This window comes from Pelagerythrobacter sp. (assembly GCF_041912895.1).
Lineage (GTDB): Bacteria > Pseudomonadota > Alphaproteobacteria > Sphingomonadales > Sphingomonadaceae > Pelagerythrobacter.
Map to the genome: position 1 here is coordinate 477110 of NZ_JAYSGI010000001.1, position 15228 is coordinate 492337.

At 68.1% G+C, this 15228-nt stretch carries 13 protein-coding genes; 8 read left to right on the top strand and 5 right to left on the bottom strand.

Features of this window, described 5'->3' with window-relative positions; translation table 11 throughout:
• Positions 1–4: 4 nt before the first annotated feature.
• The 3 genes from ACE3QC_RS02440 to ACE3QC_RS02450 are packed head-to-tail and all read left to right on the top strand — an operon-like array spanning position 5 to position 2698.
• A complete protein-coding gene (locus tag ACE3QC_RS02440) occupies positions 5–781 on the top strand; it encodes a type III pantothenate kinase (RefSeq protein WP_374405515.1) in 777 nt (258 codons plus the stop codon).
• Positions 778–2424 (top strand): ribonuclease J, encoded by a 1647-nt coding sequence (locus tag ACE3QC_RS02445; RefSeq protein ID WP_374405516.1) that lies wholly within the window; start codon positions 778–780, stop codon positions 2422–2424. Before ACE3QC_RS02440 ends, ACE3QC_RS02445 begins: the two co-directional genes overlap by 4 nt.
• 4 nt (positions 2425–2428) lie before the next feature.
• The gene (locus ACE3QC_RS02450) at positions 2429–2698 is read left to right on the top strand and encodes a DUF1467 family protein (protein ID WP_374405517.1); all 270 of its coding nucleotides are present in this window, start codon (positions 2429–2431) and stop codon (positions 2696–2698) included.
• On the opposite strand, the gene ACE3QC_RS02455 is transcribed toward ACE3QC_RS02450, so the two are convergent.
• Positions 2687–5308, bottom strand: a complete 2622-nt coding sequence (locus ACE3QC_RS02455) for an ATPase (RefSeq protein WP_374405518.1) — start codon at positions 5306–5308, stop codon at positions 2687–2689. The two genes, ACE3QC_RS02450 and ACE3QC_RS02455, sit on opposite strands and share 12 nt — an antisense overlap.
• Positions 5309–5379: 71 nt before the next feature.
• Here ACE3QC_RS02455 and ACE3QC_RS02460 point away from each other — a divergent pair, with 71 nt between their 5' ends.
• The 4 genes from ACE3QC_RS02460 to ACE3QC_RS02475 all read left to right on the top strand — a co-directional run bounded on the left by ACE3QC_RS02460 (position 5380) and on the right by ACE3QC_RS02475 (position 9329).
• On the top strand, positions 5380–5688 hold the full coding sequence (locus ACE3QC_RS02460; RefSeq protein ID WP_374405519.1) for an Hpt domain-containing protein: 309 nt from the start codon (positions 5380–5382) through the stop codon (positions 5686–5688).
• 129 nt (positions 5689–5817) lie between these two features.
• The gene (locus tag ACE3QC_RS02465; protein WP_374405520.1) at positions 5818–6963 is read left to right on the top strand and encodes a hypothetical protein; all 1146 of its coding nucleotides are present in this window, start codon (positions 5818–5820) and stop codon (positions 6961–6963) included.
• Positions 6964–6986: 23 nt separating this feature from the next.
• Positions 6987–7949, top strand: coding sequence for a hypothetical protein (locus ACE3QC_RS02470; RefSeq protein WP_374405521.1), 963 nt, complete (start codon positions 6987–6989; stop codon positions 7947–7949).
• A 3-nt stretch (positions 7950–7952) separates the two neighbouring features.
• Positions 7953–9329, top strand: a complete 1377-nt coding sequence (locus tag ACE3QC_RS02475) for a sensor histidine kinase (protein WP_374405522.1) — start codon at positions 7953–7955, stop codon at positions 9327–9329.
• Between the two features lie 12 nt (positions 9330–9341).
• On the opposite strand, the gene ACE3QC_RS02480 is transcribed toward ACE3QC_RS02475, so the two are convergent.
• From ACE3QC_RS02480 to gltX, 3 genes are read right to left on the bottom strand one after another with little or no spacing between them, the layout of a single operon-like run.
• Positions 9342–9545 carry a hypothetical protein gene (locus ACE3QC_RS02480; RefSeq protein ID WP_374405523.1) on the bottom strand — a complete coding sequence of 68 codons (204 nt, stop codon included), beginning with the start codon at positions 9543–9545 and terminating at the stop codon, positions 9342–9344.
• 5 nt (positions 9546–9550) lie between these two features.
• Positions 9551–10837 (bottom strand): citrate synthase, encoded by a 1287-nt coding sequence (locus ACE3QC_RS02485; protein WP_374405524.1) that lies wholly within the window; start codon positions 10835–10837, stop codon positions 9551–9553.
• A 21-nt stretch (positions 10838–10858) separates the two neighbouring features.
• Positions 10859–12271, bottom strand: coding sequence for a glutamate--tRNA ligase (gene gltX / locus ACE3QC_RS02490; RefSeq protein ID WP_374405525.1), 1413 nt, complete (start codon positions 12269–12271; stop codon positions 10859–10861).
• Between the two features lie 119 nt (positions 12272–12390).
• On the opposite strand from gltX, the gene ACE3QC_RS02495 reads away from it, so the two are divergent.
• Entirely contained in the window at positions 12391–14481 is a 2091-nt protein-coding gene (locus ACE3QC_RS02495) for a ComEC/Rec2 family competence protein (RefSeq protein ID WP_374405526.1), read from the top strand.
• 22 nt (positions 14482–14503) lie between these two features.
• Here the strand turns inward: ACE3QC_RS02495 and lexA are convergent, their stop codons facing one another.
• The gene (gene lexA, locus ACE3QC_RS02500) at positions 14504–15199 is read right to left on the bottom strand and encodes a transcriptional repressor LexA (RefSeq protein WP_374405527.1); all 696 of its coding nucleotides are present in this window, start codon (positions 15197–15199) and stop codon (positions 14504–14506) included.
• Between the last annotated feature and the right edge of the window lie 29 nt (positions 15200–15228).

Consider the following 15228-nt stretch of genomic DNA (forward strand, 5'->3'; position numbering starts at 1 on the left):
GCCCATGCTGCTCGCCGTCGATGTCGGCAACACCAACGTGGTCTTCGCGCTGTTCGAAAACAGGGAGATCAAGGCTCGCTGGCGCATCGCCACCGACGCGCGCCGCACCGGCGACCAGTACGCCGTGTGGCTGCTGCAACTGCTCGGCATCGAGGGTTTCGCGCGCGAGCAGGTGACGCGGATCATCGTCGGCTCGGTCGTGCCGCGCGCGGTCCACAACCTGACAGTGCTGGCGGAGAAATACTTCGGCATCACGCCGCTGGTCGCGGGCGAGGGCGACGCCGACTGGGGCATCTCGGTCGACGTGGACGAGCCGCGCTCGCTCGGCGCCGACCGCGCGCTCAACGCCATCGCCGCGCACGCGAAGTATGATGGTGATCTGATCGTGGTCGATTTCGGCACCGCGACCACCTTCGACGTGGTCGATTTCAACGGCGCCTACAAGGGCGGGATCATCGCGCCGGGGATCAACCTCTCGCTCGACGCGCTGGTGGGCAACACCGCCAAGCTGCCGCGCATCGCGATCGAGGGCCCGCGCGATGCCAGCGTGATCGGCACCAACACCGAGGACCAGATGCTGATCGGCGTGTTCTGGGGCTACGTCGCGATGATGGAGGGCCTGATCGCGCGGATGCGGGCCGAGATCGGCCGGCCGGCGAGAGTGGTCGCGACCGGCGGGCTCGCGATCCTGTTCGACGAGCACACCGACATCTTCGACGCGGTCGATGCCGACCTGACGCTGGAAGGCCTGGCGATCCTGGCCGGGAGAGCCCGCGCATGAAAAAGGATTTCACGCCGGAAAAGGAACTGCTGTTCCTCGCGCTCGGCGGTTCGGGCGAGATCGGCATGAACGTCAACCTCTATGGGTGCGACGGCAAGTGGCTGATGGTCGATCTCGGCATGACCTTCTCGGGCGGCGAATACCCTGGCGTCGATCTCGTGTTTGCCGATCTCGAGTTCATCGAGGACCGGGCGAAGGACCTTGTCGGCATTGTGCTGACCCATGCGCACGAGGATCACATCGGCGCGGTGCCCTATTTCGCCGCCGAGTTGGGCGTGCCGCTCTACGCGACGCCGTTCACCGCGGACCTGGTGCTGCGCAAGCTGGACGAAGCCGGGCTGTCGCGCCGGGTGAAGCTGAACGTGGTCGAGGATACCGGCAGTTTCGCGCTGGGGCCGTTCGACGTCACCTATGTGCCGCTCGCGCACTCGATCGCCGAGGGCAACGCGCTGCTGATCGACACGCCCTATGGCCGCGTGTTCCACACCGGCGACTGGAAGCTCGACGAAGACCCGATCGTGGGCGAACCGACCACCGAGGAGGAATTGACCGCGATCGGCGACGAGGGCGTGCTCGCGCTGGTGTGCGATTCGACCAATGTGTTCAATCCGCACCCGAGCGGCTCGGAAGGCGCGGTCTATCACGCGCTGATGGACGAGGTGAAGCGCCATGCCGGGCGGCGAGTGCTCGTCACCACCTTCGCCTCCAACGTCGCGCGGCTGCATACGCTGGGCGAGGTGGCGAAGGCGACCGGGCGGCAGCTGTGCGTCGCCGGGCGCTCGCTCGACCGGATCATCGAGGTTTCGCAGGACAACGGCTATCTCGAGGATCTGCCCGAGCTGATCGATTTCGACACCGCGATGCGTCTGCCGCGCGGCGAAGTGCTGATCCTCGCGACCGGCGGGCAGGGCGAGCCGCGCGCCGCGCTCGCCCGGATCGCCGACGACAATCACCCGATCGAGTTGAGCGCGGGCGACGTGGTGCTGTTCTCCAGCCGCCAGATCCCCGGCAACGAACTTGCCATCGGCCGCATCCAAAACCAGCTCGCCGCGCGCGGGATCGTGATGGTGACCGACCGGCAGAGCGCGATCCACGTCTCCGGCCATCCGGGACGGCCCGAGCTGGAGGCGCTCTATGGCTGGCTGCGGCCCCAAGTGCTCGTGCCCGTCCACGGCGAAATCCGCCACATGCAGGAACAGGCGCGGCTCGGCCTCGCCAGCGGCATTCCCCACGCGGTGGCGCAGAAGAACGGCGACATGGTCCGCCTCGCGCCCGGCGCGCCGGGCCGGATCGCGGAGGTGCGCGCGGGCCGCTTGATCCTCGATGGCGATATCATCGCGCCGGCGAACGGCGAGGGCATCGTTATGCGCCGCCGCATCGCGGCCGAGGGCGCACTGGTCGTCGTGCTCGGCGCGAACCGCCAGATCGCGATCGAGAGCTTCGGCCTTCCGCTCGACGAGGACATGGCCGAGTTCGTCGAGGAAGCGAAGGCGGACATCGCCGCCGCGCTCGACAAGCTGCGCGGCAAGGCGCGCGAGGACATCGCCGAACTGACCGAGACCGCACGCCTCGCGGCCCGCCGCGCGGCGCGGCGCTGGGCGGGCAAGAGCCCGCAGGTCAAGGTCGTGGCGATGGGGGGCTGAGGCGATGCAGTGGACTTCGTTTCTCGCGATCTACGCGCTGGTGTGGGTGCTCAGCGCCTTCGCCATGCTGCCGCTCGGCATCCGCACGCACGACGAACTCGGAATGGAGAAAGTGCCCGGCCAGGCGGACAGCGCGCCGGGCAACTTTCGCCCGTGGACCGTCGTGCTGCGCGCAACGATCCTCGCCGCGGTGCTGACCGGGCTGTTCGCGCTGAACTATCACTATGGATGGGTCGGGGTCGACGACCTCGACGTGACGCGGCTAGTCGCGTAGCCGCTTGATCGCCTGCGCGAGCGCCACGTAGAGCTTGCCCATATCCGAGCTGAGCAGCGTGACGCCGATCGCGCCGCCGTCGCGGGTCGACAGCACCGAACGCAGCATGCCCTCGAAATCCGCGACGTAGCGATTCACGTTTTCCTGGAACTCGGGTTCGCCGTCGTAAAGTTCGGCGATCTCGCGCGCGTCGCCGTTGTCGAGCAGACGTACCGAGCGGCGGGTGAAGATGCCGCGGTCGCCGCGCAGGTACGAGGCCCAGGCGGTGTCGGTGACGTCGGTCGACAGCGCCTTGGCGATGTCGATCGCGTTGGAATTCAGGCTCTCGGTGATGAGCGCCATCCGCCGCGCGAAATCGTTGTCGACCTGCTCTTCCGCATGTTCACGCGCGCGCGTGACGCGAGTTTCGAGATTGCCCGCCAACTCGTCCACTTTGGCGAGCTGGTCGCGCAACTGGATCGCGGCCTGGCGGCTCGTGTCCGATGCCTTCGCAGCAGCGCGTTCGAGCTGGCCGATCGATTCTTCGGACTTTTCGCGGATCACCACGTCGAGCGCCTGCGAGGTTTCCGCGCCCACGCGCTCGGCCAGCTCGCGGATGCTGTCGGCCGCGTCTTCGCCGATCGCCGCGCGGGCGGAGCGGGCGGCGGTTTCGAGCGCCTCGATCGCATCGTGCAGGTCCACACGGGCCTTTTCCGCCATCGCCGAGCTGTCTTCGTCGAGCGCGACGATGGCGGCACGCAAGCCGGCGATCTGCGCCGCGTGTGCTTCGCTTGCTCCGGCAAAGCGGCTGTGCAGCGCTTCCATGTCTGCGATCGCTTCGCGCCCGGTGTCGCGGGCCGTCGTGACGTAATCGGACAGTTGCGCGCCGGACGACCCGGCCTCTCCGAGCAGTGCGTTGAGCGCGGTAGCGCGCTCTTCGACCGAGGCAAGCCGTCCTTCGGCCTCGCCGATCGACGCGGGCAGCTCGTGCCGCGTTTGATGCGCGCTGGCCTGGATCAGTTCGAGCAGACGGACGCTCGCCTCGGTGAGCGCGGCAACGGCTTCGTCGGTTCCGCCGAGCGCCGCCCGGCTGTCGGACAGCTTTGCTTCCAGCCGCTCGAGGCTTTGCGAGAGCACTTGTTCGGTTTCGCTTCCCTGATGTCCGACGCGCTCGATATCCGCGCGCAATTCCACCAGGCGCCCGGCGATGGCTTCGCCGTGCTGGCCGAGCCGTTCGGTTTGCTCGATCTGCGCTTCGCGGCGCTCGGCGATCGCGGCGTCGATCTCGGCGAGGCGCGCCGCGAGGCCGTCCGCAGCCTCGCGCTCGGCCTGTTCGAGCATGGCCTGACGTTCGGCGATCCGGGTCTGCAACCGCTCGTCGCGCTCGCCGATACCGCGATCGACCTTCTCCGCCTCCGCGCGGAGCGCGTCGAGCTTGCGGTTCGCCGAAGCGATTGCGCTGTCGTCGATCCCGGTGATGACTTCGATCGCTTCGGTCAGGCGATGCTTGATGGCCTCGATCTGGCCGTCCCACAGCGAAATCGCGGCCGCTTCGTCGGCGCGCACCGAATTGCCGATGGTCTTCGCCTCGTCACGCAGTCCGCCAAGACGCGCGCGGAGCGAAACGAGCGCTTCCTCTTCCTCGGTCTCGAGTTCGGCGTGGGTCGAGCGCAGTTCTTTCGCGAGCGCATCGGCCCTGCGGCGCAACGCGGCGAGGGTTTCTACTTCGCGGCCGTCGAGCTCGGCATGGAAATCCTCGCTGCTCGTGCGCAAAGCAGCGAAGCGTTCGGCGGCCATGCGGTCGATCCGATCCACCTGCTCGTCGAACACGACGAGGGCATCGTCGATCCGCTGGCGCAATGCCGCCACCTGCCGTTCGCTCGCTTCTCCGAATTCGTTGAGCCGTTCGAACCCGCCGACGAGTTCGCCGACCCGGTCGTTCGCGATCCGGCCGGCATTCCCGATCTGGTTCGACACATCGCGCGCGGAATTGGCCACCACCGGCAAGCCGTCACGCAGGCGGGTCATGTTTTCCAGCGCGGTAGTGCTCACAGTTGCGAGCGTTTCGACCTGCTGCCCGTTATCAAGAACCAGCGCCTGCAAATGGCCCGCATGTTCCGACAGGCGCTCGGTCGCGATCCGGCCCAGCGAATCGAGTTCGCGCGATTGCGAGGCGAGGAATTCGCGCGCCAGGCTGAGTTCGCGGTTGATCACCGACAGACGCTCCTCAAGCACCTGCGATTCGTGCGAGAGCAGCGCGGCGACGTCGCCGAACCGGCCCGCTTCGTGGCGGCTGTTGCGGGTGGCGAGGAGCCAAAGCAGCGCGATCAGCGCGACGGGCGTCGCCCATTGTCCGATCCAGCCGACCCACTGGTCGAGTTGCGCGGAGGACATGCCCGCACGATGCGCCCATGCGAACGCCGCGGTCCACCCGGCCGTCGCGGCGATCGCAAGGGTCGGCACGAGCCAGCGCCGCCGCAGCCGCGGGTCGGGCTCCTCCTCGTAATCCCACATCTCTTCGCTTTCGCTCGCGTCGACCGCATCCGCCTCGACCGGTTCGGCCGCGCCTTCGACAGGCTGTTCCGCTGGCGTCCCGGGCCCAATGGCCCTGATGTTTGATCCCCCTGACATGACGTGGAAACTATCACGGAACGGGGGGTGTGAAACCCTGTTTTAACCAATCCTGCGGCAGAACGAGCCCGATGGTCCACGAAAACGGTGCCCTCGACGCGACGCTGGCCGCTGCCGCCGGCGAAGATCCGGTCTTGCTGGCCGAATTGCGTGCGGCCTTCGTCGAAAGCCTCGATCGCCATATCGACCTGCTCGGCCGCGCGCGCTGCGACGGTAACTGGGATGTCGCCGCGATGCGGCTGAAGGGGCTGGCGGCCAGCTTTCACGCTGGCGCGCTGTTGTCGCTCGCCGACGAAGCGCTGGCCGCTGCGCCCGGCGAGCCGACCATCCTGCGCCGACTCGAGGCGTTCCGGCGCGATTTCTCCGCCGGACCAGCCTGACCGCTCGACCAGAGCGCTTGGCACGCCGCCCTTCGGTCCGTAGAATCCGCTGCGTACTATCGGGCGGAGTGAATTTTGCGGGTTGCGATCCTATCGGCGAATGTTGCGGCGGGCCAAGGCGACGCGCCGGTGCGCGGCCTGCTGACTATCGCCGGGCGCAGCGTCGCTTCGCTCCAACTCGATCTCGCGCTGCGGCTCGGGTGCGAGCGGGTCGTGTGCCTTGCCGACGGGCTGGGCGAGGGCACGCTCCCTCTGCTGCACCGCGCCGAAGGGGCAGGCGCGAGCTTTCACGCACTTTCGGGCGCGCGAGCGCTGTCGGGGCTGGTACGCGCGCAGGATGAACTGTTCGTGTTCGCCGAAGGGGTCGTGCCTGATCCGCCGCTGGTCGGCGAATTGCTGGGTGAGCGTTCGGGCATCGTCGCGCTGCCCGCGGAAGCGGGGGTCGAGGCCGGGTTCGAGCGGATCGATCGCGATCATGCCTGGGCCGGGCTCGCGCGACTGCCGGGATCGACGGTCGAGCGTTTGGCGGAAATGCCGGTCGACGTCGATATCGTGTCCGCGCTGCTCCGGGTGGGGCTGCAATCGGGCGTCAGGCTGGTGCCGCTGGCGCGCTCGCACCTGACGAATCGCGACTGGGTCTATTTGCGCGACGAAAGCCAGGCGCGCGCGTTCGAGAACGCCTGGTTGCGGCAGCGGGTCGCGCCGGTTTCGTTCGCCGCGCCCGCCTATGCGCTGGCCGACCGCGCGGCGATGGCGCTCGCGCCGCGCGTGCTCGCCCGCCGCGGTCGCTCGGCGCTGCCGCTGGTCGGCGGCATCGCAAGTCTCGCCGGCGCGCTCGCCGCGGCCTGGTGGAAGATGCCCGCACTCGCCTTCGGAGCGACCGCGCTTGCCGCGTTCCTGCTGCGCATGGGCGGCACGCTCGGGGCGCTTGCGCGGAGCGAGCGCGACGTCGGATGGTTAGGCCGCGTATTGCGCGGCGCGCCCGCCGTGGCGGTTGACGCCGCGATCGTGGTACTGGTGGAGCTTGTCGCGCCCGCCACGGAGCGCCCCGGATGGATATTCGCCGGCGGCATGCTCCTGATGGGATTGCGATTGGTCGAGCGATTGGGCAGCGATATGCCTTCGCGCGTAGCGTCAGATCGCACCGTGTTGGCCGGGATAATCGCACTCGCTGCGGTCGCTGGGCAAATTCTTCCCGTAATCCAGTTGCTTGCGCTGATATCGCTGATCGTTCTCTATTTCGTTTCCGCACCGCGACGGATAACGCGGGTTTAACTATACCGCGCTAAGGCGGGTGGATGACCGACTCCGGCGTGACCCAGGTTTCGCACTCTCCGATCGAGGCCGTCCTTGCGGACGATCTCGCGCGCGGCGACGTCGTGCTCGGCACGATCGGGCCGATGATGGGCATCCTGCTCGCCAGTCACGACCATGCGCTGTTCAGCGACGAGATCGTCGCGCGTGTCCGCTCGATGGTCGCCAGCATTGCGCGCCAGTTGCTGGTCGCCGAAGCCGCCGCGGCGGGCGAGGAAGACGCCTACGCCTTCGCAGCCGAGCGCGGCGACGCGCTGGCGGGTGCCATGGCCGAGAGCCTGCCGCTGCTCGGCCATTGCCACGCTCTCGCGCTTGAGCATCGGCTGGCGACCGACCTCGAGCGGCGCACCTCGATCGATCCGGTTCTGTCGCCGTTGCTGCAGTCGCTGATCGCTTCGTCCGACGCCGAGACCGCACGGGTCGCGATGGCGTTGCTCGCGGCGCAGGCCCGCTTCGTCCAGCGGCAGCGGCGCATGGAACTGACGCTGGAGGAACTGCCGCACGAATTGTTCGATTTCGCCGTCGACTGCTGGCGCACGCATTCCGGCGGCGATACGAACAATGCCGTGGCGCAGGCCGAGCAGCGGGTGCGCGACGCCTACGACACTCACGAGCGCCGCGCATCGCTGCTTGAACGCGCGGCGGGTGCGACGGGCGACGCGATGCAGCCGGCGATGTCGCTCGCCCATGCGGGTGTGGCGCTGTTCCTCACCGCGATCGCTCTGATCGGCAAGCAGGATCGCGATCTCGTGGCGGTGTCGACCAACGAGAGCCAGCTCGGGCGGCTTTCGCTCGCGATGCGGGCCGCGGGACTCAAGCCGGCGGATATTGCCGAACAGTTTGCGCTGATCCATCCGCACACCAGCCTGCCCGATACGTTCGACACGCTGCGCTCCGACCGCGCCGGCGAAATCCTCGCCGCCTCCGGGCGCAAGGCGCTGGGCTGAGCGATGGACGGCACGACGCAAGCCTATCGCGCGCGGGGGGTAACCGACGCCGAGGACCGGCTGATCGAGGCGGATGAGCCGATCGCCGCGCTCCAGCGCAACTGCGGCGGGGAGATTCCGGGTACGCTGGCGATCCCGGCTCTGTTGGAGCAAGTGCGCCGGGCGCGGCAAAGCGGCGCGCGACGTTCGGGTGCGATCGAGGCGACCGGCGGCGACGAAACAGTGCGCGCATGGATAGAAGTCATCCCGGACGCTTCGAGCGGCGGCGGATGCGCAATCGGCGTGGTCGACTGGCAGAGTTCGCCGGTCGTTCGCGAAGGCGATGCCGAAACGGCCGCTCGGCGGCTCGAAATCGAGCGGAACCTCGCCGAACTGACCGCTCGGCTCGACCCCGCGCAGGCCGTTCTCGCGGTCGAGAGCGGCGCACCCGACCTTGCGGACTTGGCGGCGCGCATGACGGAGGGCCGAGGCCGCGCGTGGACCGATTTCGTCGAACTTCCCGGTGCGCTTCATGCGCAGCCGATGCATTGGCGGTTGCTCGACGGCGCCCGGGTAACGGTGGCCGGTTCGCGCCGCGCGTGGACGGCGACGCTCGTGCCGCTCGGCGCGCCAGAACCGGGGCAGGCCGGGTTCGAACTCTATCTTGTCGCCGATGCGCCGCTCGTCTCAGGCGTTGCTTCAGGCACTGCTTCCGAAGCGCGCGTGCCGGCGCGGCCGATCGGGCAGGACCTTTCACCGGTGCTGCGCCAGCCCATCGCGCGGATAATCGCCAATGCGGAGACGATCCGCACGCGCCTGGCCGGGCCGCTGGCGGAGGAATACAGCAATTACGCGGCGGACATCGCCTCGGCCGGGCAGCACCTGCTCGCGCTGATCGAGGATCTGTCGGACCTGGAGGTGGTCGAATCGGACGATTTCGCCACCGCGCCCGACGAGATCGATCTCGGGGACGTGGCGCGCCGCGCGGCAGGTATTCTCGCGGTGCGGGCGAAGGAACGCGAGATCGAGATCGTCGCCCCCGGCCCGGGCGAAGCGCTACCCGCGATCGCGGAATTCCGCCGGGTATTGCAGATCCTGCTGAACCTCGTGGGCAACGCGATCCGCTACTCGCCCGAAGGCTCGACCGTGCGGATAGAATTGTCGGGCAAGGGTGATCGCTCCCGGGTGCGGGTGGTCGATCAGGGGCAGGGCATCGCCGAGAAGGACCGCGAGCGGGTGTTCGGGAAATTCGAACGGCTCGGTCGCAGCGGCGATGGCGGCTCGGGCCTCGGGCTTTACATTTCGCGCCGCCTCGCGCGGGCGATGGGTGGAGACCTGTCGGTGACAGGCAAGGCGGGGGAGGGCGCGACCTTCCGGCTCGATCTCCCGCGCAATTCCTAAGGCTTTTGGCCCTTAACGCTTCCAGCGCGACCCCAACCAGAACAGCACCACGCCGATCAGCAGCGTGACAGCGCCGCGCACCGCCCAGGTGCTGTCGGCGAGCATGAAGCTGTCGGCCGGCCACATGACCAGCCCAAGCCCCTGAAGCGCCCACAGGCCGCCGGCGAGGATCAAGGCCACGCCGGCGATCTGGAGGAGGAAGCAGATCGCTTTCACTTGGCTCAGCGCTTGCCGATCGGCACGTAGTCGCGCTCGGTCGGGCCGGTGTAGAGCTGGCGCGGACGGCCGATGACCTGGCCGGGATCGGAAATCATCTCGTTCCACTGCGCGACCCAGCCGACCGTCCGGGCGAGCGCGAACAGCGCGGTGAACATCGTGGTCGGGAAACCGATCGCCGACAGGATGATGCCCGAGTAGAAATCGACGTTAGGGAACAGCTTCTTTTCCTTGAAGTAATCGTCGTTCAGCGCGATTTCCTCGAGCCGCAGCGCGGTTTCAAACACGGGATCGTCGACCTTCAGCGCCTCGAACACCTCGCGCACGGTCTTCTGCATCACCGTCGCGCGCGGATCGTAGTTCTTGTACACGCGGTGACCGAAGCCCATCAGGCGGAACGGGTCGTTCTTGTCCTTGGCGCGCTCGATGTAGTGCGGAATTTTGTCGGGCGTGCCGATCTCCTGCAGCATGTTAAGCGCCGCTTCGTTCGCGCCGCCGTGTGCCGGGCCCCACAGGCAGGCGATGCCCGCAGCGATGCAAGCGAACGGGTTCGCGCCCGACGAACCGGCGAGCCGCACGGTCGAGGTCGAGGCGTTCTGTTCGTGATCGGCGTGGAGGATGAAGATCCGGTCCATCGCCTTTTCCACCGCCGGGTGCAGTTCATAATCCTCAGCCGGCACGCCGAAGGTCATGCGCATGAAGTTGCCGGTATAGCTGAGGTCGTTCTGCGGATAGAGGAACGGTTGGCCGACCGAATACTTGTACGCCATCGCCGCGATCGTAGGCATCTTGGCGATCAGCCGGTGGCTCGAGATCTTGCGGTGTTCAGGGTCCGAGATGTCGGTGCTGTCGTGGTAGAATGCCGACAGCGCGCCGACCACGCCGCACATGATCGCCATCGGATGCGCATCGCGGCGAAAACCGCGGTAGAACGTCATCAGCTGCTCGTGCAGCATCGTGTGACGGGTGATGGTATAATCGAAATCGTTGAGCTCGGTCTGGTTCGGCAGTTCACCGTTCAGCAGCAGATAGGCGACCTCCATGAAGCTGGAATTCTCGGCCAGCTGCCCGATCGGATAGCCGCGATGGAGCAGGACGCCTTCCTCGCCATCGATATAGGTCAGCGCGCTTTCGCAGCTCGCGGTCGACTTGTAGCCCGGATCGTAGGTGAACATACCCGTGCCGCCGTAGAGCTTGCGGATATCGATCACATCGGGCCCGACGCTGCCTTGCAGCACCGGGAAATCCTGCGTCTGGCCGCCCAGATCGAGCTTCGCCTGCTTGTCCGCCAAATTCGTTCTCCTTCTCGCTGCCTACCCCTGGGTTGCCGAGGTGGCTTGCGCGTCGATCCGCGCGAGCGCCTCTTCCCGTCCGAGCAGGACCAGCACATCGAAAATACCGGGCGAGGTGGTCGTCCCGGTCAAAGCCGCGCGCATGGGTTGCGCGAGCTTGCCGAGGCCCAGATCGAGCTCTTCGGCGAGTGATTTGGTAGTGGCTTCGAGAGCTTCGATTGTCCAGTTATTTTCGGCCCGCAGACTGTCCGCGACACGATCTAAAATTGCGCGGGCATCGTCCGTCAGCAAACTCTCGGCTTTCTCGGTCATCGCCAGCGGACGCGACTTGAACAGGAACGCCGCGCCTTCGGCCAGTTCGTCGAGATCTCGCGCGCGGGTCTTGAGCACGGGCATCGCCTGCGCGAGCAGCGCCGCGTCTGCATCCGGGCCGATCCGCGCGGCCACTAGCGCGGCCAGCCGCGCGTCGTCGGCCTCGCGGATATAGTGGCCGTTCAAGTTCTGGAGCTTCTTGAGGTCGAAGCGCGAAGGGCTTTTGCCCACGCCATCGAGGTCGAACAGCGCGATGGCTTCGTCGCGGTCGATTTCCTCGCGGTCGCCGTGACCCCAGCCGAGGCGCAGGAGGTAGTTGAACAGCGCTTCGGGCAGGATGCCGAACTCGTCTCGGTAGGTTTCCGCGCCCAACGCGCCGTGCCGCTTGGACAGCTTGGCGCCGTCGCTGCCGTGGATCAGAGGAATATGCGCATAGACCGGCTCGGGCCATTCCATCGCCCGGTAGATCGGCAGTTGGCGGAAGGCGTTGTTGAGATGGTCGTCGCCCCGGATCACGTGGGTCACGCCCATGTCGCGGTCGTCGACCACGACCGCGAGCATGTAGGTCGGGGTGCCGTCGGCACGCAGAAGCACATAATCGTCGAGCTCGGCGTTGCGCACCGTGACCTTGCCCTGAACCCGATCCTCGATCGCGGTCTCGCCCTCGGTCGGGGTCTTGAGCCGCACGACATAGGGCGCACCATCGGGGGCATCGGCCGGGTCGCGGTCGCGCCACCGGCCGTCGTAGCGCAGCGGCTGCTTGGCGGCGCGCTGTGCGGCGCGCATTTCCTCCAGCTCCTCGGGCGTGGCGTAGCACTTGTAGGCATGGCCCGCGGCGAGCAGTTGCTCGGCCACCTCGACATGGCGCGCGCCGCGTTCGGACTGGAACACGGTGTCGCCGTCCCAATCGAGGCCCAGCCAGTCGAGCCCGTCGATGATCGCGTCGATCGCCTCGGGCGTGGAGCGCTTGCGGTCGGTATCCTCGATCCGCAGCAGCGCCTTGCCGCCGTGGTGGCGCGCGAAGAGCCAGTTGAACAGCGCGGTGCGCGCGCCGCCGATATGCAGGAACCCGGTCGGCGAAGGGGCGAAGCGCGTCACGACCTGTCCGCTATCGCTTGCCATGTTCGACCTGTTCCTTTTCAATGCTGCGCATGGCGACGGGGGTGCCAGACGTGCCGCTGGGGGGCGACCCCGATGGGAGCGATGCTGCGGTGCAGCGCAATTGGCGCAGCGCGTGGCGTTTGTCCAGTCCAGCCGAAGGTGCGGAGCGGTTTCTGGCAAGCGCGGGGTTCGATCGCGGGCCGTGGCTGGCGGTCGCCTTCGCGGGCGGGATCGCGGCGTGGTTCGTGCTCGCCCGGCCGTGGCAGTGGAGCGCGGCGCTGGGTGTCGCTCTGCTCGTCGCGATAGCCGCGCAGGCGCTGTGGCGCGGGCGCGACGACCGCGCGAACCTGCGCCTCGCCGCCACATCGCTCGCGATCGTCTTCGCCGTCGGGATCGCGACGATCTGGCTGCGTTCAGAGACGGTCGGCGCCGAGCCGCTGGATTATCCGCGGGTCGAGCGGATCGAGGCGCGCGTGCTCGAACGGATCGAGCAGCCGGCAGAAGGCCGCGTGCGCGTGGTTCTCGCCTATCGCGACGCCGAGGCGGGCATGGCGCGCAAGGTGCGCGTCAACGTACCGCTGGCAGCGGATCGCGACGGGCTGGCGGAAGGCGCGGTGGTGCGGTTGCGCACCCGCCTGATGCCGCCATCCCCGCCGATGCTGCCGGGGGCATACGATTTTGCGCGCGCCGCGTGGTTCCAGGGGCTCGCCGCGACCGGATCGCTGATCGGGGAAGTCGAGATCGTCGAGGCCGCCCCGGCGGACGAGGGCGGGATCGCGCGGGTCCAGCGCACGCTCGCCGCGCATGTGCGCGGGCAATTGTCGGGATCGGCGGGCACCATCGCCGCCGCTTTCGCCAGCGGCGACCGCGGGTCGATATCCGACGCCGACGAGGAGGCGATGCGCGATTCGGGGCTGACGCACCTACTGTCGATCAGCGGCCTGCATGTCAGCGCGGTGATCGCGGCGGCGTATTTCCTCGCGATCAAGCTGCTCGCGCTGTGGCCGTGGTTGACCTTGCGCGTGCGGTTGCCGGTGCTCGCGGCCGCGATCGGGGCCGGGGCGGGGATCGGATACACGCTGCTGACCGGCGCGGAGGTGCCGACGGTGCGCAGTTGCATCGGCGCGCTGCTCGTGCTGATCGCGCTGGCGCTGGGGCGCGAGCCGCTGTCGCTGAGGATGGTCGCCGTCGCCGCCATGGCGGTGCTGCTGATGTGGCCCGAGTCGCTCGTGGGTCCGAGCTTCCAGATGAGTTTCGCGGCCGTGCTGGCGATCGTGGCGCTGCATACCAGCGCGCCGGTGAAGGCGTTCCTCGCCCCGCGCGAGGAAAGCTGGCTGGCGCGGGTGGGCCGGCGCGCGGCGATGCTGCTTGCCATGGGTTTCGTGATCGAGATCGCGCTGATGCCGATCGTGATGTTCCACTTCCATAGGGCAGGGCTCTACGGCGCGCTCGCCAACATGATCGCGATCCCGCTGGTGACGTTCGTCTCGATGCCGGCGATCGCGCTGGCGCTGGCGCTCGACCTTGCCGAGGCGGGCGCGCCGGCGTGGTGGGTGGCAGGCAAGTCGCTGGACCTCTTGCTGGGCATCGCGCACTTCACCGCTTCCCAGCCCGGCTCGGTCAAGCTCGCGCCGCAGATGAGTCTGGGCACGATCGCGCTGTTCGTCGGTGGCGGGTTGTGGCTCGCGCTGTGGCGTGGGCGGGCGCGGCTGCTCGGTTTCGCTCCGGCTGCGCTCGCCACGATGCTGCTGGTCGCGACGCCGGTGCCGGACATGCTGATATCGGGCGACGGCCGACACGTCGGGATCGCCGGCAAAGGCGATCGGTTGCTGATGCTGCGCGACACGCGCAGCGGCTTCACGCGCGACAACCTGCTGGAGCTCGCCGCGCTGGAGGACGAGCCGGTGCCGATCGAGGAATGGCCGAGCGCCCGATGCAGCCGCGATTTCTGCACACTGGCGCTCGAGCGGGGCGGACGGCGCTGGGCGCTGCTGATGGCGCGCAGCCGCGACATGGTGGAGGAGCGCGCGCTCGCCGCCGCCTGCGACCGCGCCGACATCGTCGTGGCCGATCGCTTCCTGCCACGCAGTTGCCACCCGCGCTGGCTCAGAGCCGACCGGCGGTTGCTCGAGCAGACCGGCGGCCTCTCGCTGTACCTCGACGAACCACGCATCGCCGCGGTCGCCGATACGCAAGGCGAACATGGTTGGTGGCGCGGCGAGGAGCGCTAGCCGCTCGCCTCGCCGAGCCGGATCAGTGGTAGCGGCGCAGCAGGCCCGAGAGCTTCCCCTGCACCTGCACTTCGTCGGGCCGGTAGACCTGCGGATCATAAGCGCCGTTCGCCGGGTCGAGCCGGATCATGCCGTTCTCGCGCCGCAGGTACTTGAGCGTCGCTTCCTCGTTGCGCACCAGCGCGACGACGATCTCGCCGTCACGCGCAACGTCGGTACGCCGCACCAGTGCAAAGTCGCCGTCGAAGATGCCCGCATCGATCATCGAATCGCCCGACACCTCGAGCGCGTAATGGTCGCCGGGGCCAAGCAGCGCTGCGGGAACGGGAAGGCTGTTGTAATCCTCGAACGCCTCGATCGGCGCGCCCGCGGCGATGCGGCCGTGGAGCGGCACCTCGATCACGTCGTTCGCGGGTGTCGGGCGCGCGGCCGGCGCGCGGCGCAGGTCGACCACGTTGTCGTTGGTCGAGGCGCTTTGGGCCTTGCGCGAAGCAGGCGTGGCATCGCCGGGCTGCTTCAGCACCTCGAGCGCGCGCGCGCGATTGGGCAGGCGGCGGATGAAGCCGCGTTCCTCCAGCGCAGAGATCAGGCGATGGACGCCCGACTTGCTTTTGAGGTCGAGCGCTTCCTTCATCTCTTCGAACGAAGGCGAAATCCCGGTTTCCTCCAGCCGCTGCTGGATGAAGCGGATCAGTTCGTGCTGCTTGGCCGTCAGCATGGCGAAAACTCCCTGGTCGCCTGTCCCGA